Source organism: Bradyrhizobium zhanjiangense (assembly GCF_004114935.1).
Taxonomy (GTDB): Bacteria; Pseudomonadota; Alphaproteobacteria; order Rhizobiales; family Xanthobacteraceae; genus Bradyrhizobium; species Bradyrhizobium zhanjiangense.
Genome location: NZ_CP022221.1, coordinates 5,775,854 through 5,799,168, shown reverse-complemented (window position 1 = coordinate 5,799,168; position 23,315 = coordinate 5,775,854). Strand labels below are relative to the sequence as shown.

General features: G+C 64.6%; 21 protein-coding genes. 14 read left to right on the top strand and 7 right to left on the bottom strand.

The genetic code is table 11. The annotated features are described in order from the left end of the window. The first annotated feature begins 9 nt into the window (after window positions 1–9). Window positions 10–1,026, top strand: coding sequence for a transporter (locus XH85_RS27865; protein ID WP_128934372.1), 1,017 nt, complete (start codon window positions 10–12; stop codon window positions 1,024–1,026). A gap of 69 nt (window positions 1,027–1,095) precedes the next feature. After that, a complete protein-coding gene (locus XH85_RS27860; protein ID WP_420837917.1) occupies window positions 1,096–2,451 on the top strand; it encodes a carbohydrate porin in 1,356 nt (451 codons plus the stop codon). Here XH85_RS27860 and XH85_RS27855 read toward each other — a convergent pair. The 3 genes from XH85_RS27855 to XH85_RS27845 all read right to left on the bottom strand — a co-directional run bounded on the left by XH85_RS27855 (window position 2,448) and on the right by XH85_RS27845 (window position 6,159). After that, window positions 2,448–3,743 carry an MFS transporter gene (locus XH85_RS27855; protein WP_128934370.1) on the bottom strand — a complete coding sequence of 432 codons (1,296 nt, stop codon included), beginning with the start codon at window positions 3,741–3,743 and terminating at the stop codon, window positions 2,448–2,450. The two genes, XH85_RS27860 and XH85_RS27855, sit on opposite strands and share 4 nt — an antisense overlap. 112 nt (window positions 3,744–3,855) lie before the next feature. Beyond that, complete coding sequence (locus XH85_RS27850) at window positions 3,856–5,052, bottom strand: acetyl-CoA C-acyltransferase (protein WP_128934369.1); 1,197 nt, start codon at window positions 5,050–5,052, stop codon at window positions 3,856–3,858. A gap of 336 nt (window positions 5,053–5,388) precedes the next feature. Then, window positions 5,389–6,159 (bottom strand): enoyl-CoA hydratase, encoded by a 771-nt coding sequence (locus XH85_RS27845; protein ID WP_128937441.1) that lies wholly within the window; start codon window positions 6,157–6,159, stop codon window positions 5,389–5,391. 151 nt (window positions 6,160–6,310) lie between these two features. Between XH85_RS27845 and XH85_RS27840 the strand changes: the two genes are divergently transcribed. Beyond that, the gene (locus XH85_RS27840) at window positions 6,311–6,850 is read left to right on the top strand and encodes a PaaI family thioesterase (protein ID WP_164939962.1); all 540 of its coding nucleotides are present in this window, start codon (window positions 6,311–6,313) and stop codon (window positions 6,848–6,850) included. A 59-nt stretch (window positions 6,851–6,909) separates the two neighbouring features. Further along, entirely contained in the window at window positions 6,910–7,527 is a 618-nt protein-coding gene (locus XH85_RS27835) for a TetR/AcrR family transcriptional regulator (RefSeq protein WP_128934367.1), read from the top strand. A 140-nt stretch (window positions 7,528–7,667) separates the two neighbouring features. Here XH85_RS27835 and XH85_RS27830 read toward each other — a convergent pair whose 3' ends face one another. Continuing rightward, entirely contained in the window at window positions 7,668–8,576 is a 909-nt protein-coding gene (locus XH85_RS27830) for a LysR family transcriptional regulator (protein ID WP_128934366.1), read from the bottom strand. Window positions 8,577–8,677: 101 nt separating this feature from the next. On the opposite strand from XH85_RS27830, the gene XH85_RS27825 reads away from it, so the two are divergent. From XH85_RS27825 to XH85_RS27775, 10 genes are all read left to right on the top strand, one after another. Further along, window positions 8,678–10,174: a CoA-acylating methylmalonate-semialdehyde dehydrogenase gene (locus XH85_RS27825; RefSeq protein ID WP_128934365.1), complete on the top strand. Its 1,497-nt coding sequence runs from the start codon at window positions 8,678–8,680 to the stop codon at window positions 10,172–10,174. A 156-nt stretch (window positions 10,175–10,330) separates the two neighbouring features. Next, the gene (locus XH85_RS27820; RefSeq protein WP_128934364.1) at window positions 10,331–11,476 is read left to right on the top strand and encodes an isobutyryl-CoA dehydrogenase; all 1,146 of its coding nucleotides are present in this window, start codon (window positions 10,331–10,333) and stop codon (window positions 11,474–11,476) included. Continuing rightward, a complete protein-coding gene (locus XH85_RS27815; RefSeq protein ID WP_128934363.1) occupies window positions 11,473–12,540 on the top strand; it encodes an enoyl-CoA hydratase/isomerase family protein in 1,068 nt (355 codons plus the stop codon). The genes XH85_RS27820 and XH85_RS27815 overlap by 4 nt, the downstream gene beginning before the upstream one ends. A gap of 26 nt (window positions 12,541–12,566) precedes the next feature. Then, window positions 12,567–13,454, top strand: a complete 888-nt coding sequence (gene mmsB, locus XH85_RS27810; protein WP_128934362.1) for a 3-hydroxyisobutyrate dehydrogenase — start codon at window positions 12,567–12,569, stop codon at window positions 13,452–13,454. A 132-nt stretch (window positions 13,455–13,586) separates the two neighbouring features. Then, on the top strand, window positions 13,587–15,305 hold the full coding sequence (locus tag XH85_RS27805; RefSeq protein ID WP_128934361.1) for an AMP-binding protein: 1,719 nt from the start codon (window positions 13,587–13,589) through the stop codon (window positions 15,303–15,305). Further along, on the top strand, window positions 15,306–15,785 hold the full coding sequence (locus XH85_RS27800) for a MaoC family dehydratase (protein WP_128934360.1): 480 nt from the start codon (window positions 15,306–15,308) through the stop codon (window positions 15,783–15,785). It abuts the gene before it with no gap. Window positions 15,786–16,015: 230 nt separating this feature from the next. Further along, on the top strand, window positions 16,016–16,933 hold the full coding sequence (locus XH85_RS27795; RefSeq protein WP_128934359.1) for an SDR family NAD(P)-dependent oxidoreductase: 918 nt from the start codon (window positions 16,016–16,018) through the stop codon (window positions 16,931–16,933). 73 nt (window positions 16,934–17,006) lie between these two features. Next, window positions 17,007–18,113 (top strand): IS5 family transposase, encoded by a 1,107-nt coding sequence (locus XH85_RS27790; RefSeq protein WP_128937143.1) that lies wholly within the window; start codon window positions 17,007–17,009, stop codon window positions 18,111–18,113. Then, window positions 18,110–18,424, top strand: coding sequence for a hypothetical protein (locus tag XH85_RS27785; RefSeq protein WP_128931407.1), 315 nt, complete (start codon window positions 18,110–18,112; stop codon window positions 18,422–18,424). Before XH85_RS27790 ends, XH85_RS27785 begins: the two co-directional genes overlap by 4 nt. Window positions 18,425–18,564: 140 nt before the next feature. Further along, the gene (locus tag XH85_RS27775) at window positions 18,565–19,815 is read left to right on the top strand and encodes a BaiN/RdsA family NAD(P)/FAD-dependent oxidoreductase (RefSeq protein WP_128934358.1); all 1,251 of its coding nucleotides are present in this window, start codon (window positions 18,565–18,567) and stop codon (window positions 19,813–19,815) included. A gap of 88 nt (window positions 19,816–19,903) precedes the next feature. On the opposite strand, the gene XH85_RS27770 is transcribed toward XH85_RS27775, so the two are convergent. Genes XH85_RS27770 through XH85_RS27760 form a run of 3 tightly spaced genes read right to left on the bottom strand, consistent with a single transcriptional unit; the run spans window position 19,904 to window position 23,292 of the window. Continuing rightward, complete coding sequence (locus tag XH85_RS27770) at window positions 19,904–20,983, bottom strand: D-TA family PLP-dependent enzyme (RefSeq protein ID WP_128934357.1); 1,080 nt, start codon at window positions 20,981–20,983, stop codon at window positions 19,904–19,906. A 3-nt stretch (window positions 20,984–20,986) separates the two neighbouring features. Continuing rightward, complete coding sequence (locus XH85_RS27765) at window positions 20,987–22,798, bottom strand: ABC-F family ATP-binding cassette domain-containing protein (protein ID WP_128934356.1); 1,812 nt, start codon at window positions 22,796–22,798, stop codon at window positions 20,987–20,989. A 2-nt stretch (window positions 22,799–22,800) separates the two neighbouring features. Then, entirely contained in the window at window positions 22,801–23,292 is a 492-nt protein-coding gene (locus tag XH85_RS27760) for a YaiI/YqxD family protein (protein ID WP_128934355.1), read from the bottom strand. Window positions 23,293–23,315: the final 23 nt, after the last annotated feature.

Below are 23,315 nucleotides of genomic sequence, written 5' to 3'. Positions count from 1 at the left end.
GGATTGGCCATGGCTGAGCCGGCAAAGCTTGTCAGCGCGATAACGAATGCCGAGCCCGCCATTGCCGGTCTCGTGTGGGCCTTCCGTCTGCACAGCGACGGCAGCACTGAGGCGCTGCCGATCGACCAGCCGATCGAGTTCAGCCATGACGGCCGGCTCTGGCTGCATTTCAACCTGACGGATGCGCGCGTGCGGCCGTGGATTGCGGTATCGCCATTGCCGCCGCTCGCGCGCGAGCTGCTGCTGTCGAACGACACGTTCCAGCAGCTTCACGTCATCGATCACTGCGTCTACGGCGTGTTCTCCGACCTCGTGCGCGAGATCGACTGCGCGACGGAAGAGACCGCGTTCCTGCGCTTCGCCATGACCGAGCATCTCCTGGTCAGCGGACGCCATCAGGCGCTGTGCTCGGCGGACGCGACGCGCCGCGTGCTCGAAGGCGGCTACCGGGTCGACAACGTCGCCCATCTCCTCGAAAAGATCGTCGATGAGGTCGCCGACACGCTTGACAGGATGGCCGACAAGCTCGGGCAGGAGATCGACGACATCGAGGAGCGGATCCTCGCCGACGATAGCAAGCCGGAGATGCGCCGCAATCTCGGCCGGCTGCGCCGGACCTGCGTGCGGCTGCATCGTCAGCTCACGGGCCTTCGCGTGCTGTTCCACCGCCTCGACCAGAAGAACACCGACCACCTCTCGCCAGCCTTGCGCATCCACGCCGGCAAGCTGGCGCAGCGGCTGGACGGGCTCGATCACGACATCGTCGAGCTGCGCGAGCGCAGCCGCCTGCTCGAAGAGGAGCTGCGCTTCAAGAACGAGGAGGAGAGCAACCGCCACCTCCACACGCTCTCCATCGTGACCTCGCTGCTGCTGCCGCCGACGCTGATCACCGGCATCTTCGGCATGAACACCAAGGGCCTGCCGCTCACCGAGGTCGAGAGTGGATTTCTCTGGGCGGCCGTTTTGATGGCTTCTTCAGTTGGTGCGGCCTATCTCTTCATGCGGCGGACGGGCATATTCAAGTAACTCTGCCAGCCGGAATCAGCCGTGATCGTGACTGCCCATAGCTCTGTGTTGCGAGGCGCGGCCGCCATTATGCTGGCCTGCACGGCGATAAGCACGAATGCGCTCGCCGGCGCCAAGGACGAGAGCGCGGCTGAGGGGCTGTTTCCAAGATGGTTCAACGAATGGCATGACGGCCTCGCCAACAAGGGCCTGAATTTCGGCGCCACCTATATCGCCGACAACATCGCCAACGTCTCCGGCGGCGTGAAGCGCGGTGCCATCCATTTCGGCCGCCTCGATCTGTCGGTCGATGCCGATCTCGACAAGCTGGTCGGCTGGACTGGCGGCCGCTTCTACGCCAATGCCTTGGTGATCTACGGCCGCGGGCTGTCGCGCAACTACGTAATGAACCTCGCCACCATCAGCGAGATCGAGGCGCTGCCGGACCAGCGGCTCTACAATGCGTATTTCGAGCAAAGCTTCTTCAATGATCGCCTGAACATCAGGGCCGGCCAGCAGGCCGCGGACGTCGAGTTCTTCGACAGCCAGACCGACGACCTCTTCATCAACGGCACCTTCGGCTGGCCGGCGATCAAGGCATCCAATCTTCCGGCCGGCGGCCCGGCGCCACCGATCGCGGTGCCCGGCATTCGTATCAAGGCGGCGCTGACGGACAAGATCACGGCCTACGCCGCGGTCTTCAATGGTGATCCCTCAGGGCCGGGCGATGCCGATCCGCAATTGCGCGACCACCATGGCCTTGCGTTTCGTGTCAACGATCCGCCCTGGGTGATCGGGCAGGTCCGCTTCACCTACGACATCGATGTCGGCGGCCGTCCGCTCGCGGGCAATTTCACACCGGGCGCCTGGAAGCATTATGGCTCGTTCGACAGCCAGCGTTTTACCGCCGAGGGCGTCTCGATCGCCGATCCCAGCGGCAGCGGCATTGCTGCAAAACTTCGCGGCAACTACGGAATCTTCGCGGTGATCGAGCAGGTGCTTTATCGTCCGCCCGAGGTGAGGGACAACAGCACCTCAGCCTCGCTCCCTGGCATCACGGCGTTCGGCCGTATCGCCTACAGCCCGCCGGACCGCAATCTGATCGACCTGTACATGGACGGCGGCATCGGCTTCGTCGGCTTCACGCCTGGCCGTCCCCTCGACCGATTCGGCGTGGCGATGGCCTACATGCGGATTTCGAACACCGCACGCAATCTCGATCTCGACACGCAGGCCTTCACGGGCATCCAGAGTCCGGTGCGCAGCAACGAGACCCTGATCGAGATGATCTACGAGGCGCACGTCAAGCCGGGCTGGCTGATCGCGCCTTACTTTCAGTACGTGTTCCGCCCCTCTGGCGGCGTCCCGAACCCGAACGATCCGACCGGCATCTCGCGGATCGGTGACGCCGCGGTGTTCGGCGTCACCACCACGATCAGGTACTAGGCCATTGCCGCTTGCGGCTTCGGCTTGGGTTGCCGCGACAGAGCCAGCACGATCAGCGAAGCGAACACGCACAGCGCGCCGGCGATGAAGAAGGCGGGCAAATAGCTCTGATAGACCGTCCGCGAAAAACCGGCACCGAAGGCGGCAGTACCGGCACCGAGCTGATGGCCGGCAAAGATCCAGCCGAACACCAGATTGGCGCGCTCGGGTCCGAATTTTTGAGCTGTGAGGCGCACGGTCGGCGGTACCGTGGCGATCCAGTCGAGTCCATAGAACATCGCGAACACCGACAGGCCGTAGAACGAGAAATCGCTGAAGGGCAGGAAGATCAGCGAGAGCCCGCGCAGGCCGTAGTACCAGAACAAGAGCCAGCGGTTGTCGTAGCGGTCCGACAGCCAGCCCGACATGATCGTGCCGAAGAAATCGAAGATGCCCATCGCAGCTAACAGGCTCGCCGCCTGCACTTGTGGGATGCCGAAATCGAGGCACATCGGGATCAGGTGCACCTGGACGAGACCATTGGTCGAGGCACCGCAGACGAAGAAGGTCGCAAACAGGATCCAGAACGCAGTCGACTTCGAGGCGTCGCGCAGCGTGCCGAGCGCAACGCCGGTGATCGAGCCCTGGCTCACGGGCGGAGCGGGCAGGGGCGCGGTGCCTTCATCGCCGAACGGGCGCAGGCCGACATCGCTCGGCCGGTCGCGCATCGCGAGCAGGACTGCCAGGGCCGAGACGCCGAGCATGATGCAGACGAAGCCGAGCGCGAGACGCCAGCCGAAGCGCTCGGTGAGGCTTGCGAGCAGCGGCAGGAACACGAGCTGGCCCGTGGCGACGCTCGCCGTCATGATGCCGACGACGAGGCCGCGTCTTGCGGCGAACCAGCGCGTGGCAATGGTTGCGCCCAGCACCAAGGCAGTCATGCCGGTGCCGATCCCGATGACCACGCCCCACAGCGCGATGAGCTGCCAGACCTCGGTCATGCCGAGCGAGAGCACGAGCGCCGACACGACGATCAGCTGTGCGGCCAGCGTGACGTTGCGCAGGCCGTAGCGGTTGAGCAGAGCGGCCGCGAACGGGGCCATCAGCCCGAACAGGATGAAGCGGATCGATAGCGCGGAGGAAATCTCCGCCGTGCTCCAGCCGAACTCCTGTTGCAGGGGAACGATGAACACGCCGGGCGCACCGACCGTGCCGGCGCTGATCAGCGCGGCGAGGAAGGTCACGCCGACCATCACCCAGCCGTAGTGGATGTTGCGGCGGGAAAGTGCTGCCGCGAGCCAGTTCGAGATCATTGGGCCTCAACGTTGATGGGCAGGTCGCAAGAGACCTGCGTCAGCTTGCAGGATGGCACGGGACGCGTCTGTCGCAAATGACAGAGTTCCCTCGTTTTCGGACTTTCTCGCGTCAATGCGCCAGCCGCTCCACGGCAATCGCCGTGGCTTCGCCGCCGCCGATGCAGAGCGCCGCGACGCCGCGCTTGAGGTTCTGCGCCTCCAGCGCATGTAGCAGCGTCACGATCAGCCGCGCGCCGGTCGCGCCGATGGGATGGCCGAGCGCGCAAGCGCCGCCGTTGATGTTGAGCTTGTCGCGGGGAATGCCGAGATCGCGCTGCGCCGCCATCGCCACCACGGCGAAGGCCTCATTGATCTCGAACAGATCGACCTCGCTTGCGCTCCAGCCGACCTTGTCGAGCAGCTTGCGGATCGCCGGGATCGGCGCCGTGGTGAACCATTGCGGCTCCTGGCTGTGGGTGGCGTGGCCCTTGATCTCGGCCAGAACCGGCAGGCCGCTCCGATCGGCGAGCGAGCGCTTGGTCAGCACCAGCGCGGCAGCGCCGTCGGCATTGGCGGAGGAGGCCGCCGGCGTGATCGTGCCGTTGGCGCGGAATGCCGGCTTCAAGCCGGGGATTTTTGCGGGATCGACCTTCAGCGGATGCTCGTCATTGGCGATGATGCGGGGACCCGCTTTCTCGGTGAGCGTGATCGGCGCGATCTCGGCCTTGAACGCGCCACCCTCGACGGCCTTGCGCGCGCGGCTGAGTGTCTCCATCGCGTAGGCGTCCTGGTCCTTGCGGGTGAACTGGTAGGCTTCCGCGGTGGCCTCGCCGAAATCACCCATGGAGCGGCCGGTCTCGTAGGCGTCCTCCAGCCCGTCCATCATCATATGGTCGATGATGCGGTCATGGCCGGCGCGGTAGCCGCCGCGCGCCTTGGCCAAAAGATACGGCGCATTGCTCATGCTCTCCATGCCGCCGGAGACGACGATGTCGGCCGAGCCGGCGCGGATGATGTCGTGCGCCAGCATGGTCGCTTTCATGCCGGAGCCGCAGACCTTGTTCACGGTGGTGGCGCCAGTGGCATCGGGCAGGCCGGCCGAGCGCGCGGCCTGGCGTGCCGGTGCCTGGCCTTGACCGGCCGGCAGCACGCAGCCCATGAAGACCTCGTCGACCTTCTCGGGCACAAGTTTTGCGCGCTCCAGCGCCGCGCCGATCACGTGCGATCCGAGCTTGTGCGCGGGGAAGGGCGACAATTCGCCCATGAAGCGGCCGAGCGGGGTGCGAACGGCGGAGACGATGACGACGGGATCGGCGGCTTCGGCCATGACAAACTCCCTGTGCTGAAAGTAAGATTATGATCATCATATGATGCGGCGCAAAAAATGCAACCCGCGCCAGGGATGAGAAAATGTCGTGGTTCGGATGAGATTTGGTCGTTCGATTGTGAGGCAGGATGTGGTTGTGACGGAGTTGCGGTTGTAGGCGGTGACCGCCCCACACTCCGCTGTCATTGCCCGCGAAAGCGGGCAATCCAGTATTCCAGAGGCCCGTGTTGGCGAACTCGCTCTTGCAACTGGCGCCGCGGCGTACTGGATGCCCCGGTCAAGCCGGGGCATGACACCTTTGGCTTGGAGGGAGCCTCTTCACTACAGAACCACGCCTCACCGCTTCCTGTTCACGAACGCCTGCATGAGCCGCGTCGGCTCGTCCGTCAGGAACGACTCGCCGAACACCTTCACGCTCAAATTCACCGACTCCGTCAGCGGCAACTCCTCCCATTGCCGCAGCAGCGCCTTCTGCGACCTCAGCGCCTCGGGGCCGCATTCGAGCAACGCCTTCACGACGTGCTCGATCTCGGCATCCAGCCCGCCTTCCGGCGCGACTTTATCGACCAGGCCCCAGGCCAGCGCGGTGGCTGCGTCGATGTTCTCCGCCGTCATCACCAGCCAGCGCGCGCGGGCCCAGCCAATCAGGCGCGGCAGCAGCGCGGCATGGATCACCGAGGGGATGCCGACGCGCACCTCCGGCATGCCGAAATGCGCATCATGCGCGGCGATGCGGAAGTCGCAGGCGGCGGCGACCTCGAGCCCGCCGCCGAGGCACCAGCCGGGCATGCGCGCGATCACCGGAGCCGGGAAGGCGCGTACGGCCTCACAGAGATCGCGCAGGCGGCTGATGAAGGCTTCGGCCGACTTCTGGTCGAGCTTGGCCATCTCCTTGATGTCGGCGCCGCCGATCATGCTCTTCTCGCTCTGGCCGCGCAGCACCACGACGCGGATGTTGCGGTCGGTGGCAAGCCGCTGCAAGCCTTCGCGCATGGCATCGGTCACGGGCGAGCCGAGAATGTTGAGTGGGCCGGCCTTGCAGATCGCGACGTGAACGACGCCGCGCGCGTCACGCGTCACGCCGCAGTGGTGATTGAGCATTTCCATCATGCATCCCGAACGGTTCGTGGCAGGCGCAAGGCGCCGGGTCGAAGCCACTTCCGGGCCGAAACGCCCGGCTTGTCAAGCGGGCGGGGAACGGAGTTGCCAGCGGGAAGTCCGTAGCATAGCATGATATATGTCATATAACGAGGCCGTCATGACCCAAGCCGATCAACTTGACCTGTTTTCGCCCGACCAGCGGCGCGAGCGCGTGGTGGATTGGCAGGCGCCTGCGCCGGTTGCGAAAGTGGTGATGGGCCTGTCGGGCATGGACGCCATGCTGGGCATTCGCGACGGCCGCCTGCCGCCGCCGCCCTTCGCAAAACTGATCGGCTTCACGATGGCCGTGGTCGAGCCGGGCCGGATCGTCATGGAACTAGAGCCGCGTGAAGACCTCGAAAATACCATCGGCCTCCTGCACGGCGCGACCGCCGCGGGGTTGTTGGATACGGCCATGGGGTGCGCGATCTCGACCCGGTTGGAGGCCGGGCAGGGCTCCGTGACCCTCGATTTGAAGCTGACCTTCCTGCGTCCGCTCTCGGTCCGTTCGGGGCTGATCTCGGCCGAAGGCAAGGTGATCAAGCTGGGGCGCCAGACCAGCTATACCGAAGGCTTCGTTCGCGACGGGAAGGGCGCGCTGGCGGTGCATGCAACTGCAACCTTTTCTATGATCGGCAACAATCTAACTGCGAATTAATGCGCCGTTCGCGGCATTTGCGTGTTATGAGATGATCTACGACATTCAATGAGATGCGCATGCGCTATTCCCGGGAACACAAGCAGGAAACCCACGACCGCATCGTGAAGAAGGCCTCCGTGCGGCTGCGCGAAAAGGGCGCCCACGGCATCGGCGTCGCCGACCTCATGAAGGAGGCGGGCCTGACCCATGGCGGCTTCTACGCGCATTTCGATTCCCGCGAGGCGCTGGTGATCGAGGCCTTTGCCTACGCCATGGATCGCTCGATGGAGCATTGGCGCAAGCTCACCGGCGAGGCAGCTCCTGAAAAGCGGTTGGCGCTGATTGCGGAGAGCTATCTCTCCGCGCTGCATCGCGACAATCCCGGTCATGGCTGCTCGATCCCCTCGCTCGGCGCCGAGATCGCCCGCGAGAGCGCGAAGACGCGCAAGGCCTTCGCCGGCAAGCTCGACGAGATGATCGAGATGATGACCGACTATATCCCGAACATGCCGCGCAAGGCCGCACGAAAACAGGCGATCGCGACGCTCGCCACGATGGCCGGCACCATGCTGCTGGCGCGCATCGCGGGGTCAAGCGAGCTGTCGGACGAGGTGCTGAAGGCGGGTCGAGACAGCGCGCTCGACGGCGCGAAGCGCGAGCCGAAGGTTGCGGTCAAGAAGGTGAAGCAGAACTAGGCGAGGTGCCGTAGGGTGGGCAAAGGCGCCCTTGCGCCGTGCCCACCATCTCTCCACGATTGCAGCAGAAGGGGTGGGTACGCCACGAGCCGCGCATTTGCGCGTCTCGTCGCTTTGCCCACCCTTACGAAATCATCAACTCACCGTCCCGCAAACAACGCCCGCTCGCGCTCGACGATCTCGCTGATGTAATCCGCCACGGCCCTGATCCGCGCGAGGTCTTTGCTGTCGGCGTGCATCAGCATCCAGAACGTGCGCGTGATCGAGATCTCCTCCGGCAGCACCGGAACGAGCTGCGGATAGTCGGTCGCCATGAAGTGCGGCAGCACCGCGATGCCGAACCCCGAGAGCGTGGCATTGAGCTGCGCGATCAGATTGGCACTGCGGAAACGTGCGGAAATCTTCGGCGACACCTGAGGCAGATAGTCGAGCTCCGGCGTGAACAGCAATTCCTCGATGTAACCGACGAAGCGGTGCTGCGGCAGGTCCTGCCGAGAAGCGATCTCTGGGAATCGGTCGAGATAGCCGGGCGCAGCATAGAGCCCGAGGCGGTAGTCGAGCAGCTTGCGGCCGACGATGCGGCCTTCCTTGGGCATGGTCAGGCTGATGGCGATGTCGGCCTCGCGCTTGGAGAGGCTGAACAGCCGCGCGGTGGCCACAAGTTGCAGGTCGAGATCGGGGTAGCGGTCGGCAAATGGGGCGAGGCGCGGTGCCAGGAAGGCGGTGCCGAAACCGTCGGGTGCGCCGATCCGCACCGTGCCGGTCAGCCGTGCCACCGAGCCGCCGACTTGCTCCTGGTTGGCGACGATGGTCGATTCGATGGCTTCCGCGCTGTCGGCGACGCGCTGGCCGGCTTCGGTGAGGAGATAGCCGGTCTTGCGCCGGTCAAACAGCTTGGCCGAGAGGTGCTTCTCCAGCCGGTCGACGCGGCGGATCACCGTAGCATGGTCGACCCCGAGCTGTTTTGCCGCAGCCGAGACCGAGCCGCCCCGCACGATGGCCAGCACGAAGCGAAAGTCGTCCCAGTCGATAGCGCCTTGATCCAGCATTTCCGCACATCTATGGTGCATTATCTCAGACTTGAATCCTATAAAATGCAGGTCAATAGGATTTGTCAAAGCGATCAGCTGAGCCTCAAGGAGATCATTCCATGCGTTCAATCGGGCATTTCATCGGTGGCAAGGAAGTCAAGGGCACCTCGGGCCGCACCGCCGACGTTTTCGAGCCGATGACCGGTGACGTCCAGGCCAAGGTCGCGCTGGCATCCAAGGCCGAGGTTCGCGCCGCGGTCGAGAACGCGCGCGCCGCGCAGCCGGAATGGGCTGCGACCAATCCGCAGCGCCGCGCCCGCGTCATGATGAAGTTTCTGGAGCTGGTGCAACGCGACTACGACAAGCTCGCCGAGCTGCTGGCGCGCGAGCATGGCAAGACCGTTCCTGACGCCAAGGGCGACATCCAGCGCGGCCTCGAAGTTGCCGAGTTCGCTTGCGGTATTCCGCACCTGATGAAGGGCGAATACACCGAGGGCGCCGGCCCCGGCATCGACATCTATTCCATGCGCCAGCCGCTCGGTGTCGTCGCCGGCATCACGCCGTTCAATTTCCCGGCGATGATTCCGATGTGGAAGTTTGCACCTGCGATCGCCTGCGGCAATGCCTTCATCCTCAAGCCGTCGGAGCGCGATCCCGGCGTGCCGATGAAGCTCGCCGAGCTGATGATGGAGGCGGGCCTGCCGGCCGGCATCCTCAACGTCGTCAACGGCGACAAGGAAGCGGTCGACGCGATCCTCGACGATCCCGATATCAAGGCGATCGGCTTCGTCGGCTCCACGCCGATTGCGCAGTACATCTACGAGCGCGCAGCGCAGACCGGCAAGCGCTGCCAGTGCTTCGGCGGCGCCAAGAACCACGCGATCGTGATGCCCGACGCCGACATGGATCAGACGGTCGATGCGCTGATCGGCGCCGGCTACGGCTCCGCCGGCGAGCGCTGCATGGCTATTTCCGTCGCCGTTCCCGTCGGCAAGACCGCCGCCGACCGTCTGATGGAAAAGCTGATCCCGCGTGTCGAGTCGCTCAAGATCGGCACCTCGATCGATCCTTCCGCGGATTACGGCCCGCTGGTGACGCGCGAAGCAGTCGAGAAGGTCAAGAGCTACATCGACATCGGCATCAAGGAAGGCGCCACGCTCGCCGTCGACGGCCGCGGCTTCAAGATGCAGGGCTACGAGAACGGCTTCTATCTCGGCGGTTCGCTATTCGACAACGTCACCAAGGACATGCGGATCTACAAGGAAGAGATCTTTGGCCCGGTGCTATCGGTCGTGCGTGCGCACGACTACAAGGAAGCGCTGGCGCTGCCGTCGGATCATGATTACGGCAACGGCGTCGCGATCTTCACCCGCGATGGCGACGCCGCACGCGACTTCGCGGCCAAGGTGAACGTCGGCATGGTCGGCATCAACGTGCCGATCCCGGTGCCGATCGCCTATTACACCTTCGGCGGCTGGAAGAAGTCGGGCTTCGGCGATCTCAATCAGCACGGTCCGGATTCGGTTCGCTTCTACACCAAGACCAAGACGGTGACCTCGCGCTGGCCGTCCGGCGTCAAGGAAGGTGCGGAGTTCTCGATCCCGCTGATGAAGTAGGGCTGTAGCCCAGTCGTCATTGCGAGGAGCCCGCGACAAAATTGCGAAGCAATTTTGCGCTGGTGCGACGAAGCAATCCAGACTGTCTCTGCCGAGGGATGCTGGATTGCTCCGCTGCGCTCGCAATGACGATGGAGTGAAAGGTTAGGCGGCAGCATGCAGTTCGCTCTGAACGAGGATCAGGTCGCAATTCGCGACATGGCTTTGGCGTTTGCAGCGGAAAAGATCGCGCCGCACGCGTTACGTTGGGACGAGGAGAAGCATTTCCCGGTCGACGTGATGCGCGAGGCCGCCACGCTCGGCATGGGCGGCATCTACATCCGCGATGACGTCGGCGGCTCCGCCATGACGCGGTTCGATGCGGCGCTGATCTTCGAGGCACTGGCGACGGGCTGCCCGACCACTTCGGCCTTCATCTCCATCCACAACATGGCGTCCTGGATGATCGATGCTTTCGGCAGTGATACCCAGCGCCACACATGGCTGCCAAAGCTCTGCACCATGGAGCTGATCGCGAGCTACTGCCTGACGGAGCCGGGCGCCGGCTCCGATGCAGCAGCGCTGCGCACCCGCGCGGTGCGCGATGGCGATCATTACGTTCTCAACGGCCAGAAGCAGTTCATCTCGGGCGCCGGCGGCACCGACATCCTGGTCGCGATGGTCAGGACCGGTGGCAATGGTCCCGGCGGCATCTCGACCCTCGTCATCGACGGCAAGACGCCGGGCGTCTCGTTCGGTGCCAATGAGCGCAAGATGGGCTGGAACGCGCAGCCGACCCGGGCGGTGATGTTCGAGAACGCCCGCGTGCCGGTCGCCAACCGCCTCAGCGAAGAGGGCGCCGGCTTCAAGATCGCGATGGCCGGTCTCGACGGAGGCCGCCTCAACATCACCGCGTGCTCGCTTGGTGGCGCGCAAATAGCGCTCGACAAGGCGCGCGCATACATGAAGGAGCGCAAGGCGTTTGGAAAGCGCCTCGACGAATTCCAGTCGCTGCAATTCCGTCTCGCCGACATGGCGATCGAGCTCGAGGCCGCGCGCACCTTCTTGTGGCGTGCAGCGGCAGCGCTCGACCGCAAGGACCCCGATGCCACCATGCTGTGTGCCATGGCAAAGCGGTTTGGCACCGACGTCGGCTTCGAGGTCGCCAACCAGGCGCTGCAGCTTCACGGCGGCTACGGCTACCTCAGCGAATACGGCATCGAGAAGATCGTGCGCGATTTGCGCGTGCACCAGATCCTCGAAGGCACCAATGAAATCATGCGGCTCATCGTGGCGCGCAAATTGATCGAGGGCGCGAGATGAGCGGCGTGGAAGAGGGCGACCTGATCGCCCGCGTCGAGGGCGCAGCTGGCGTGATCCGCCTCAACCGCCCGAAGGCGCTCAACGCCGTGACGCTGGAGATGTTTCGCGACATCGACAAGGCGCTCGACCGCTTCGAGGCCGATCCGGGCATCACCGTGATCCTGCTGGAAGGTGCCGGCGAGCGTGGCCTGTGCGCCGGCGGCGACATTCGCACGCTCTGGGAAAGCTCCAAAGTCAATGGGGACCTCGGCAAGATCCTGTGGCGCGAGGAATACATCCTCAACGCCCGGATCAAGACGTTTCCGAAGCCGTATGTGGCGTTCATGGACGGCATCGTGATGGGTGGCGGCGTCGGTTTGTCAGCCCATGCCAGCCACCGTGTCGTCACCGATCGCACCAAGCTGGCGATGCCCGAGGTTGGGCTCGGCTTCTTCCCGGATGTTGGCGGCACCTTTTTGTTGTCGCATTCGCCGGGCGAGATCGGCACCTATTTCGGGCTGACCGGCCAGACCATGAACGGGCCGGATGCGATCCATGCGAAGTTCGCCGACTGGGTCGTGCCGGGCGGGAGGTTGCCGGAGCTGCGCGAAGCCCTGACGAAGCTGCACTCGCGCGCGACCGCCGTCGACGTCAGCAAGCTCATCAACGGTTTTTCGACCGGTGAAACCGCAGGCCCGGTCGCCGCAAAGGAGCCGACTATCGACGCATTGTTTGGCTTCGACCGCATGGAAGACATCTTCACAGCGCTCAAGCGCGACGGCTCCGAATTCGCTCTGACGACACTGAAGACGCTCAACGAGAAATCGCCGCGCGGCATGGTGGTGACGCTGAACCTGCTGCGGCTCGCGCGCAAATCATCGAGCCTTGAAGAGTGCCTGGTGCGCGAATATCGCGCCGCGCTGGAGGTCTTCCGTAGCGACGATTTCCGCGAGGGCGTGCGCGCGGCCGTGATCGACAAGGATCGCAATCCGTCGTGGTCGCCGCCGCGGATCGAGGATGTGACGCCGCAGATGCTGGCGCCATATTTCGCCGAAATCGGCGCCGACGAGCTGAAGTTCAATTAACAACGATTGAAGCGGAGGAAACGACAATGGCCACGATCGCATTCATCGGTCTCGGCAATATGGGCGGCCCGATGGCCGCCAATCTGGTCAAGGCTGGCCACAAGGTCGTCGCCTTCGACCTCGTCGAGGCTTCGCGCGCGCAAGCCAAGGCCGACGGCGCCAGCATCGCAGAGAGTGCGGCGGGCGCAGTGAAGGGCGCGGACGTCGTCGTCACCATGCTGCCGGCCGGCAAGCATGTGCTGTCCGTCTGGAACGAGGTCGTTCCTGCCATGGCCAAGGGGGCGCTGATCATCGACAGCTCCACCATCGACGTCGAGAGCGCGCGGCAGGCGCATGCGTTGGCCGCCAAGCACGGCGTGCTCTCGGTCGACGCGCCGGTCTCCGGCGGTACGGGTGGCGCCAAGGGCGCGACGCTCACCTTCATGTGCGGCGGCGAGGAGAGCGCGTTCGCGGCGGCAAAGCCCGTACTGGAGAAGATGGGCAAGAAGATCGTGCATTGCGGCGGCGCCGGCGCGGGTCAGGCCGCAAAGATCTGCAACAACATGATCCTCGGCATCTCCATGATCGCGGTGAGCGAGGCGTTTGCATTGGCGGAGAAGCTCGGGCTCTCGCATCAGGCGTTGTTCGACGTCGCCTCGACCTCGTCGGGCCAGTGCTGGTCGCTGACGACCTATTGTCCGGTGCCGGGCCCGGTGCCGACCTCGCCGGCCAACAACGATTACAAGCCGGGCTTTGCCTCGGCGCTGATGGTGAAAGACCTGACGCTGGCGCAGGACGCCGCGAAGGCTGCGGGCGCGGCGACGCCGCTCGGCAAGCATGCGCAGGAGATCTATCAGTCTTTCGACGCAGCCGGGCACGGCGGGGTGGATTTTTCCGGAATTATCAAGCACGTTCGCAGCCTCGCTGGAAAATAGCGAGGCTTTGCTCGTAGCCCGGATGGAGCGAAGCGCAATCCGGGACAGCTCTTTCAATTGGCGCGACCGTCCCCGGATTGCGCTTCGCGCCATCCGGGCTACAGTCGAAGGTCAATTCGACGGGCCCGGATCATGACGACATTTCAGGAAGCGCGCGCGTTTCTGCTCAAGCACCGCACGGACTACGAGGCTGCGGTCAAGGGCTTCCGCTGGCCCGATCCGGTTCCCTTCAACTGGGCGCTCGACTGGTTCGACGCCGACCTCGCGACGAATGCGGAGAGCAGGGATAGGCCTGCGCTCTGGATCGTCGATGCCGCACAGGACCGGCAGACCAAGCTCTCTTTCGCGACTCTCTCGAAGCGCTCCAACCAGGTCGCCAACTTCCTCCGCGCGCAGGGCTTGAAGCGCGGCGATCATCTCCTGCTGCTGCTCGGCAATGTGGTTCCGTTATGGGAGACGATGCTGGCGGCGATGAAGCTCGGCGTCGTCGTGATTCCCGCGACCACGCTGCTCACCGCAGAAGAACTGCGCGATCGGCTCGATCGCGGCAAGGCGAAGGCGGTGGTGGCTGCCGAGGACCAGGTCGCGAAATTCGCCAGCCTCGGTACCGAGAGTATCGTCCGCATCGTGGTCGGCACGACGTCCGATGGCTGGCTGGCCTATGACGAGGCGGCGACCGCTTCGGAGAGTTTTGCGCCTGACGGTCCGACCAAGGCCGACGACCCGATGCTGCTCTATTTCACCTCGGGCACGACCGCGAAACCAAAACTGGTGCGGCACAGCCAGCGCAGCTATCCGGTCGGCCATCTCTCGACCATGTACTGGATCGGGCTGAAGCCCGGCGACGTCCATCTCAACATCTCGTCGCCCGGTTGGGCCAAGCACGCCTGGAGCTGTTTTTTCGCGCCGTGGAATGCGGGCGCCACCGTGTTCGTGGTCAACCAGCCGCGCTTCGACGCAAAAGGCCTGCTCGCTACCATCGGCCGCTGTGGCGTCACCACGCTATGCGCGCCGCCGACGGTGTGGCGGCTGTTCATCCAGGAGAATCTCGCCTCGTTCAAGGTGTTGCTTCGCGAGGTCTGCGGCGCCGGCGAGCCGCTCAATCCTGAGGTGATCGACCAGGTGCAGGCCGCCTGGGGCCTGACCATCCGCGACGGCTACGGCCAGACCGAGACGACTGCACTCGCGGGCAATTCGCCGGGCCAGCCAATCAAGATCGGCTCGATGGGGCGGCCGTTGCCGGGCTATCGCGTGCAGATCAGCGATGCCGACGGCAATCCGGCGAAGGAAGGCGAGGTGACCCTGGTGCTCGGCGTGAACCGTCCCGCCGGACTGATGCAGGGTTATCAGAGTGACGACGGCAAGCTGTCCGGTGCCGAAGGCGAGCTCTACCGCAGCGGCGACGTCGTGTTCGCGGACGAGGATGGCTATCTCACCTTCGTCGGCCGCTCCGACGACGTGTTCAAATCCTCCGATTACCGCATCAGCCCGTTCGAACTGGAGAGCGTGCTGCTGGAGCACGAGCTCGTCGCCGAGGCGGCCGTGGTGCCGAGCCCGGATCCGATCCGGCTCGCGATCCCCAAGGCCTTCGTGCTGCTGACGTCGGGCGCGGAGCGCTCGCCCGAGACCGCGCTGTCGATCTTCAGGCACTTGCATACGCGCCTTGCCCCGTTCAAGCGCATCCGCCGCCTCGAAGTCGTCACCGAGCTGCCGAAGACGATCTCTGGAAAAATCCGCCGCGTGCAGCTACGCAGGCTGGAGCGCGACGACGATCGCACCGATCCGCTGCGCGGCCGGGAATTCCGCGAGGAGGATTTTCCGGAGCTGGCGAAAACACGGAGTGAGACCTAAGTGAACGAAGTCTGGAAGAAGCCGCCGATTACGCTCGACGCCTATCAGTCCATGGTCGGCAAGGAGATCGGCGTGTCGTCGTGGCACCTGATCGATCAGCCCCGCATCGACACCTATGCCGACGTGATCGAGGATCACCAGTTCATCCATGTCGACCCTGAAAGGGCGAGGAAGGAAACCGCGTTCGGCACCACCATCGCGCACGGTTTTCTCACGATGTCGCTGATGTCGATCATGTCCTATGAGGTGATGCCGGTGATCGCGGGCACCACGATGGGCGTGAACTACGGCTTCGACAAGCTGCGCTTCATTTCGCCGGTCCGCTCCGGCAAGCGCGTCCGCGGCCGCTTCGTGCTGGCGGAAGCCAAGCTGCGCAAGCCGAACGAATTGCAGTCCCGCACCAACGTCACGGTGGAGATCGAGGGTGAGGATAAGCCCGCGCTGGTCGCGGAATGGCTCGGGTTGATCTATTTCGAGTAAGCCCGGGCGATCCCGGCCGGGCTTGACCCGGCAACTCATCGCTGCTCAAAAAGGAAACCCAGAGCGGGGTTTCACCCTCTCCCCTTGTGGGAGAGGGTGCCTCGCGGAACGCGAGGCGGGTGAGGGGTCTCTCTCCGCGAGCGCATCTGTAGAGAGAGACCCCTCATCCGGCGCTTCGCGCCACCTTCTCCCACAAGGGGAGAAGGGAAGAAGAATAGAGACCCTTACTCATGGCAATCAGGTTCGACGGACGCGTCGCCATCGTCACCGGCGCGGGCAATGGTCTGGGTCGCGCGCATGCGTTGGGATTGGCCAGCCGCGGCGCCAAGGTCGTGGTCAACGATTTCGGCGGCGCGCGTGACGGCACCGGCGGCTCGCTGTCGCCGGCCGAAGCCGTGGTCGAGGAGATCCGCAAAGCCGGCGGCACCGCGATGGCCGACGGCGCCGACGTCTCGAATTTCGAGCAGGTCACCGCCATGGTCGAGCGCGCCACCAAGGAGTGGGGCAGCGTCGATCTCTTGTGCGCCAATGCCGGCATCTTGCGCGACAAGTCGTTTGGCAAGATGGAAGCGGCCGATTTCCAGAAGGTGCTCGACGTGCATCTCGTCGGCACCTTCTATTGCTGCAAGGCGGCCTGGGCCGGCATGCGCGACCGCAATTACGGCCGCATCGTGCTGACGACGTCGTCCTCCGGCCTCTACGGCAATTTCGGCCAGGCCAATTACGGCGCGGCGAAATCAGGCATGGTCGGCCTGATGAACGTGCTGGCCGAGGAAGGCCGCAAGAACGACATTCGCGTCAACATCATCTCGCCGACGGCGGCGACCCGCATGACCGAAGAGCTGCTGCCGCCGCAGGCGCTGCAACTGATGAAGCCCAACGCGATCACGCCCGCGGTCGAGTACATGCTGAGCGAGGACGCGCCCACCCGCACCATCATGGGCGCCGGCGCCGGCTCCTTCGCCGTGATCAAGATCCTGGAGAGCGAGGGCATCAACCTGCCGGAGTCCGAATGGACGCCGGATGCGGTCGCCGCGCATTTTGCCGAGATCAGCGACATGTCGAAGGCCAAGGCGCTGACGGGGGCGTTCGAGCAGACGCAGAAATACGTCGCGCAGGCAGCAGTGCGGGCGGGGATCAAGCTCTAACAGGCTGTTGAAGAAGTCTCTGGCGGGATGGCAGTGGACGTGATTCTCTCGATAGTTGAATCGGGAGGCCATGATGCGGGGATCGGACGAGCGGTCTGGATCGCTCTTCAGTTACGTGGATCTTGAAGCGCGGGTTCGCCCGGATCACGCCTTACGGAAGATCCGGGAGATTGTGAACGCTGCGCTGGACGATCTATCGAAGGCATTTGCGGGGCTTTACACGGACTTTGGCCGACCCTCGATTGCACCGGAGAGGCTGCTTCGGGCGATGTTGTTGCAGGCGTTCTATGGCATCCGCTCGGAACGACAATTGATGGAGCGGCTGGAGTTCGACCTGTTGTTCCGCTGGTTTGTCGGTCTTGGCGTGGACGATCCGGTGTGGGACCACTCGACCTTTTCCAAGAACCGCGACCGGCTGCTAGAGGGTGAGATCGCCGCTAAGTTCCTCTCCGCGGTAATGGCTCAGCCGAAAGTGAAGCGGCTATTGTCGAGCGACCACTTCTCGGTGGACGGCACGCTGATTGAGGCGTGGGCTTCGATCAAGAGCTTCCGCAGAAGGGATGGAGGCGACAACGACAGTGGGGGGCCGGGACGTAACGCTGAGCGCAGCTTCCACAAGGAGAAGCGTTCAAACAAGACGCACCAAAGCACCACCGATCCGGAGGCTCGGCTGTACAAGAAGGGCGATGGGCAGCCGGCCAAGCTCTGCTACATGGGGCATGCTCTGATGGAAAATCGCCATGGTTTGGCGGTCGGCGGCATTGTCAGCCAGGCCACCGGTACGGCCGAACGAGAGACAGCGCTGGCGTTGATTGATAATTGCCATCCCAGAGGCCGGCGGGTCACGCTCGGCGCGGACAAGGCTTATGACGTTACGCAGTTCGTGCACGACTTGAGAGAACGATCGGTGACGCCGCACATCGCAATCGACGGACACCTCAGCAAGACAGGCGTCCCGCGCAAGACGGCGGTCGATGCCCGCTCCACCCGCCATGCCGGCTACGAGATCAGCCAACGCTGCCGCAAGCGGATTGAGGAAGTGTTCGGATGGATCAAGAGTTCCGCCGGTCTGGCCAAGGTAAAGCTGCGAGGGCGCGAGCGTGTGGACGCCGTCTTTACGTTGGCGCTTGCCGCCTACAATCTGATCCGCCTGCCCAAGCTGCTGGCGGTGCAGCTATGAGCGTGCGGGGCAAATGGCGCGTCGTGGAAACGCCCGATCACGACATGGCCGGGTCGGGCTCTTACATCCTGTTCACAAACGATGGTGGCGAGTTCGCCCTGGATTGTCTCACCGGGGCAATATACGGCCGTTGCGAAGGCGATGCCGTCGAGTTCACATGGGATGGCAACGACGAGATGGAGCCCGCAAAAGGCCGTGGTTGGGCAGAAGAGCTCGCCGATGGCTCGCTCGAAGGTAAGATATGCCTCGAAGGCGGCGACGACATTCCTTTTATCGCCCGCCGATTGGCTACTTCTTCAACAGCCTGCTAAGGCTGTCGTTCCGGGGCGCCCGAAGGGCGAGCCCGGAATCCATCGCGCCACTGACTCTGCCGCCCAATGGATTCCGGGCTCGCGCTACGCGCGCCCCGGAATGACGAGCCTGACGCGAGAATCTGGCCTAAACTCCAGTCATGACTGCAACCGAATCCCACATCGCCGTCATCGGCGCCGGCCCCGCCGGGCTGATGGCGGCGGAGGTGCTGGCGCAAGGCGGTGCCCGCGTCACCGTGTATGACGCGATGCCGTCCGCGGGCCGCAAGTTTCTGATGGCAGGTCGCGGTGGACTCAATCTCACCCACAGCGAGCCGCTGCCGCAGTTCATGGCGCGCTACCGAGCGGCGGCGCAGAAGTTGAAGGCTGCCATCGACGCGTTTCCGCCCGGCGCGCTGCGCGCCTGGAGTGAGGCGCTGGGCGAGCCGACTTTCGTCGGCAGCAGCGGCCGAGTGTTTCCGAAGGCGTTCAAGGCCTCGCCCTTGCTGCGCGCCTGGTTGCGACGGCTCGATGCTGCCGGGTTGCGGTTCGCCTTTCGTCATCGCTGGACCGGTTGGGATGACGAGGGGCGGCTCCGGTTTCAAACGCGCCATGGAACGGCTGTCATCGCTGCCAAAGCGACAGTGCTGGCGCTCGGCGGCGCAAGCTGGCCGCGGCTTGGCTCCGATGGCGGCTGGACGACAATTCTGGCGGACAAAGGCATCGCGATATCGCCGCTACAGCCCGCAAATTGCGGTTTTACCGTCGCCTGGTCCGACGTCTTTCGGTCCCGCTTCGAAGGGCAGCCGCTCAAGGGGATTGCGTTAAGCTTCGGCCCGCATGGCCTGCGTGGCGAGGCGATCATCACGCGAGCCGGCATCGAAGGCGGGGCGATCTATGCGCTGTCGGCCGAATTGCGCGAGGCGATCGCGGCGAACGGCGAGGTGGTGCTCAACGTCGCCTTGCGCCCGGATGTCGATGAGGCCGAACTCGTCAAGCGCCTGTCTGCCGCGCGCGGCAAGCAGTCGTTCTCTAACTTCCTGCGCAAGGCTGCGCAGCTCTCGCCCGTCGCCGTTGGCTTGTTGCAGGAGGCCGCTATTGGCGCCGGCCAATCGCTGTCGGCGATGCCGCCCCAACAATTGGCGGAGCTCATCAACGCCGTGCCGATCAGGCTCACCGGCGTGGCGCCAATCGCGCGTGCGATCTCCAGTGCTGGCGGCATCTCTTTCGACGAACTCGAAGCGGATTACATGATCCGCAAGCTGCCCGGCGTGTTTGCCGCCGGCGAGATGCTGGACTGGGAAGCACCGACCGGCGGCTATCTGCTGCAGGCGTCGTTTGCGACCGGCGCTGCCGTGGGCAGGGGCGTGCTGAAATGGCTCGCTAGCTCACCACCGTCATTGCGAGCGTAGCGAAGCAATCCAGACTGTCGCCGCGGAAAGATTCTGGATTGCTTCGTCGCAAGAGCTCCTCGCAATGACGGCTGTGGGAGCAGCGCCCCTACCGCAGCTTCCCCCGGGCCGCGACCGGCAGCGTGCCGATGATCTCCTCGCCGCGCACCATCACCACCTCGTCCATCATGTTGACGACGACGCAGACATGGTTCGGCACGATGCGGACGACGTCGCCGACGTTGGGCCGCGTGTTGCTGCGGGAGAGGTCGAGGAAGCCGTGCTCCTCGGCAAAGCGCGCGATCTTCGCCTCTGGATGCTCCAGGATCAGGCCGTGGCCGTCGAGCCCGCCGGTGTCCGTCGTCAGCGTCTTCGAGCCGGCATCGAGGATGCCGCGTTCGGGCGCGGCACGGCTCACCACGGTCGAATAGATGTGCAGCGCGCAATCGTCCCAGCTGGCGACGCCGGCAGCGACCTGCATGCGGTCGTTGTAGATGTAGGTGCCGAAGCGGTGTTCGGTGCCACCCTTGAGCTTGCCGAGGTTCTTCAGGTTCGGCGTGCCGCCGGTCGAGACGATTTTTGCTTCCAGCCCATGCGCGCGCACGCCGGCCAGCGCCTCGTCGTAAAATTTCTGCGCGTCCGCCCAGCCTGTTTCGGTCGGATACATCATGAAGCCGGCGAATTGCAGTCCCTTGGAAGCGGCGATCTCGCGGGCGAGGGCGATCGCCTCGGCCGGGGTCTCGACACCGGCGCGCTTGCGGCCGGTGTCGCATTCGACGACGACCGAAAGAGGGCGGCCTGATGCGGCGGCGGCCTTGGGCAGACCGGCGACGACGGTCGAATTGTCGGCAGCGACCGTCATATTCGCCTTCGCCTGCAGCGCGCCGAGCCGCGCCATCTTCTCTTCGCCCAGCAGATTGTAGCTGATCAGGATGTCGTCGATGCCGGCATTGGCCATGATCTCGGCTTCGCCGAGCTTCTGGCAGGTGATCCCCTTGGCTCCGGCCGCGACCTGCATCTTGGCAATCGTCGGATTCTTGTGCGTCTTGATGTGCGGACGGTTGGCGACGCCGGCCTCATCGCAGGCCTTCTGGATGCGCGCGATGTTGCGCTCGACCCTGTCCATGTCGATGACGGCGCAGGGGGTGCCGTATTCACGGGCGATTTTTGCGGCGAGGGGAGTGGTCATGGGTCAAGCCTGCTCTATCTCTTCACGCAGCATTTCAAGTTCAAGCCAGCGCTCTTCGGCGACGGACAATTCGTCATGCGCCTTGGCTATGGCGGCGGAGGTGTCGTCGAATTTTTTGCGATCTTTCGCATAGAGATTGGGATCGTCGAGGACGCGTTGCAGCCTTGCGATATCGGCCTGCAACGTCTCCATCTTCTTCGGCAGCGTCTCCAGGGCGTGCTTCTCGTTGAAGCTCAGGCGCCGCTTTGGTGCAGGAGCGGGAGCAGCTGCGCGCTCCTCCTTCTTCTCTGCCGGTGCTTGCGCCTTCGCCGTGTCGCGCTTCAGGTCCGCGCCGCGCTGCGCCAGCATGTCGCTGTAACCGCCGGCATATTCGATCCATTTGCCGTTACCCTCAGGCGCGATCACGGAGGTGACGACGCGGTCGAGGAAGTCGCGGTCATGGCTGATCAGGATCACCGTGCCCTCGTAATCGCCGAGCATCTCCTCGAGCACGTCGAGCGTATCGAGGTCGAGATCGTTGGTCGGTTCGTCCAGCACCAGGAGGTTCGAGGGCTTTGCCAGCGCGCGGGCCAGCATCAGTCGGCCGCGCTCACCGCCGGAGAGCACCTCCAGCGGCGTGCCGCGCTGCTCCTGCGCGAACAGGAAGTCCTTCATGTAACCGATGACATGCTTCGGCTTGCCGCCGACCATGATTTGGTCGCCGCGACCGCCGGTGAGCGCTTCGGCCAGCGTCGATTTGGGATCGAGGCTCTCGCGGTGCTGGTCGAGCGTGGCCATTTCCAGATTGGCCCCGAGCCGCACGGTGCCGGTGTCGGGCGTCGTGCCGCCGGTGAGCAGATTGACCAGCGTGGTCTTGCCGGCGCCGTTCGGCCCGATGACGCCGAGCCGGTCGCCACGCTGGATGCGGGTCGAAAAATTCTCGACGATCTTGCGCTCGCCATAGGCCTTGGTGATGCCCTTGGCCTCGATCACCAGCTTGCCGGATTGCTCGGCTTCCGCAGCCGCGAGATTGGCGCTGCCGGCCGTGCCGCGATAATTACGGCGTTGGTCGCGCAGCGCATGCAGATTGGCGAGCCGCTTGACGTTGCGCTTGCGCCGGCCGGAGACGCCGTGGCGCAGCCAGTGCTCCTCGTCGACGATCTTGCGGTCGAGCTTGTGCTGGTCGCGCTCTTCCTCCGCCAGCACCTCGTCGCGCCAGCTCTCGAACGAGGCAAAGCCGCGGTCGATCTGCTTGATCTTGCCGCGGTCGAGCCAGGCGGTGGAGCGCGATAGATTGGTGAGAAAGCGGCGGTCGTGGCTGATCAGCACGAGCGCGCTGCGCCGGCTGTCGAGCTCCTGTTCCAGCCACTCGATGGTGGAGAGATCGAGATGGTTGGTCGGCTCGTCCAGCAGCAGGATGTCGGGCGAGGGCGCCAGCACACGGGCGAGCGCGGCGCGGCGGGCCTCGCCGCCGGAGAGATTATGCGGATTCTCCTCGCCGGTGAGGCCAAGCTGCTCCAAGAGATAACGCGCCTGGTGCTGGTCGTCGCCGGGCGAAAGCCCCGCCTCGACATAGGCGAGCGTGGTCTTGAGTTCGCCGAAATCCGGCTCCTGCGGCAGATAACGGACTGTGGCGCCAGGCTGCACGAAGCGCGTGCCGCCATCGGGCTCGATGAGGCCCGCTGCGATCTTCAGCAGCGTCGATTTGCCCGAGCCGTTGCGGCCGATCAGACAGACGCGCTCGCTCGGCGCGACATTGAGTTCGACGCCGCTGAGCAGCGGCGTACCGCCAAAAGTCAGCCTGATGTCTTTCAGTTGGATCAGCGGCGGCGCCATGGTCAGCTCTGGCTCGTTGCGGCCGCGTCAGTGCGGCGGCGCTGGATCCGGCGCAGCGTCTGGTCGAGGGCCGAGAGGAATGCGGAACGGTCGCGCGGCGCGAACGAGCGCGGGCCGCCGGTGACTTCGCCGGCCGAACGCAGATCCGTCATCAGGTTGCGCACAGCCAGCGTCATGCCGATCGATTCCTCGGTGAACGGCTTACCGTTCGGCGCGATCACGTCGGCGCCCACCTTGACGCAGCGGCTGGCCAGCGGAATGTCTGATGTCACCACGACGTCGCCAGGCCTGGCTCGCTCCGCGATCCAGTCATCGGCCGCGTCCATGCCGGCGCCGGCAGCAATGCGCTCGATCAGGGGATCGTGGGGCACTCGAATAAAGTTGCCGGCGACGACGCTCACGGGCACGCCGTGGCGGAACGCGATGCGGTAGATTTCGTCCTTCACCGGACAGGCGTCGGCGTCGACATAGATGCGGGTGGGGGTGTCAGTCATTGGCCGCGTGGTACCCCATTCGG

What these genes read in the sequence shown, in the direction of transcription:
- XH85_RS27805 (WP_128934361.1), top strand. Translation starts at nt 13,587, where the DNA reads ATGACGACATTTCAGGAAGCGCGCGCGTTTCTGCTCAAGCACCGCACG.
- XH85_RS27775 (WP_128934358.1), top strand. Translation starts at nt 18,565, where the DNA reads ATGACTGCAACCGAATCCCACATCGCCGTCATCGGCGCCGGCCCCGCC.
- XH85_RS27860 (WP_420837917.1), top strand. Translation starts at nt 1,096, where the DNA reads ATGCTGGCCTGCACGGCGATAAGCACGAATGCGCTCGCCGGCGCCAAG.
- mmsB (WP_128934362.1), top strand. Translation starts at nt 12,567, where the DNA reads ATGGCCACGATCGCATTCATCGGTCTCGGCAATATGGGCGGCCCGATG.
- XH85_RS27770 (WP_128934357.1), bottom strand. Translation starts at nt 20,983, where the DNA reads ATGACCACTCCCCTCGCCGCAAAAATCGCCCGTGAATACGGCACCCCC.
- XH85_RS27785 (WP_128931407.1), top strand. Translation starts at nt 18,110, where the DNA reads ATGAGCGTGCGGGGCAAATGGCGCGTCGTGGAAACGCCCGATCACGAC.
- XH85_RS27760 (WP_128934355.1), bottom strand. Translation starts at nt 23,292, where the DNA reads ATGACTGACACCCCCACCCGCATCTATGTCGACGCCGACGCCTGTCCG.
- XH85_RS27840 (WP_164939962.1), top strand. Translation starts at nt 6,311, where the DNA reads ATGACCCAAGCCGATCAACTTGACCTGTTTTCGCCCGACCAGCGGCGC.
- XH85_RS27835 (WP_128934367.1), top strand. Translation starts at nt 6,910, where the DNA reads ATGCGCTATTCCCGGGAACACAAGCAGGAAACCCACGACCGCATCGTG.
- XH85_RS27865 (WP_128934372.1), top strand. Translation starts at nt 10, where the DNA reads ATGGCTGAGCCGGCAAAGCTTGTCAGCGCGATAACGAATGCCGAGCCC.
- XH85_RS27790 (WP_128937143.1), top strand. Translation starts at nt 17,007, where the DNA reads ATGCGGGGATCGGACGAGCGGTCTGGATCGCTCTTCAGTTACGTGGAT.
- XH85_RS27850 (WP_128934369.1), bottom strand. Translation starts at nt 5,052, where the DNA reads ATGGCCGAAGCCGCCGATCCCGTCGTCATCGTCTCCGCCGTTCGCACC.
- XH85_RS27845 (WP_128937441.1), bottom strand. Translation starts at nt 6,159, where the DNA reads ATGGAAATGCTCAATCACCACTGCGGCGTGACGCGTGACGCGCGCGGC.
- XH85_RS27825 (WP_128934365.1), top strand. Translation starts at nt 8,678, where the DNA reads ATGCGTTCAATCGGGCATTTCATCGGTGGCAAGGAAGTCAAGGGCACC.
- XH85_RS27795 (WP_128934359.1), top strand. Translation starts at nt 16,016, where the DNA reads ATGGCAATCAGGTTCGACGGACGCGTCGCCATCGTCACCGGCGCGGGC.
- XH85_RS27820 (WP_128934364.1), top strand. Translation starts at nt 10,331, where the DNA reads ATGCAGTTCGCTCTGAACGAGGATCAGGTCGCAATTCGCGACATGGCT.
- XH85_RS27830 (WP_128934366.1), bottom strand. Translation starts at nt 8,576, where the DNA reads ATGCTGGATCAAGGCGCTATCGACTGGGACGACTTTCGCTTCGTGCTG.
- XH85_RS27855 (WP_128934370.1), bottom strand. Translation starts at nt 3,743, where the DNA reads ATGATCTCGAACTGGCTCGCGGCAGCACTTTCCCGCCGCAACATCCAC.
- XH85_RS27815 (WP_128934363.1), top strand. Translation starts at nt 11,473, where the DNA reads ATGAGCGGCGTGGAAGAGGGCGACCTGATCGCCCGCGTCGAGGGCGCA.
- XH85_RS27765 (WP_128934356.1), bottom strand. Translation starts at nt 22,798, where the DNA reads ATGGCGCCGCCGCTGATCCAACTGAAAGACATCAGGCTGACTTTTGGC.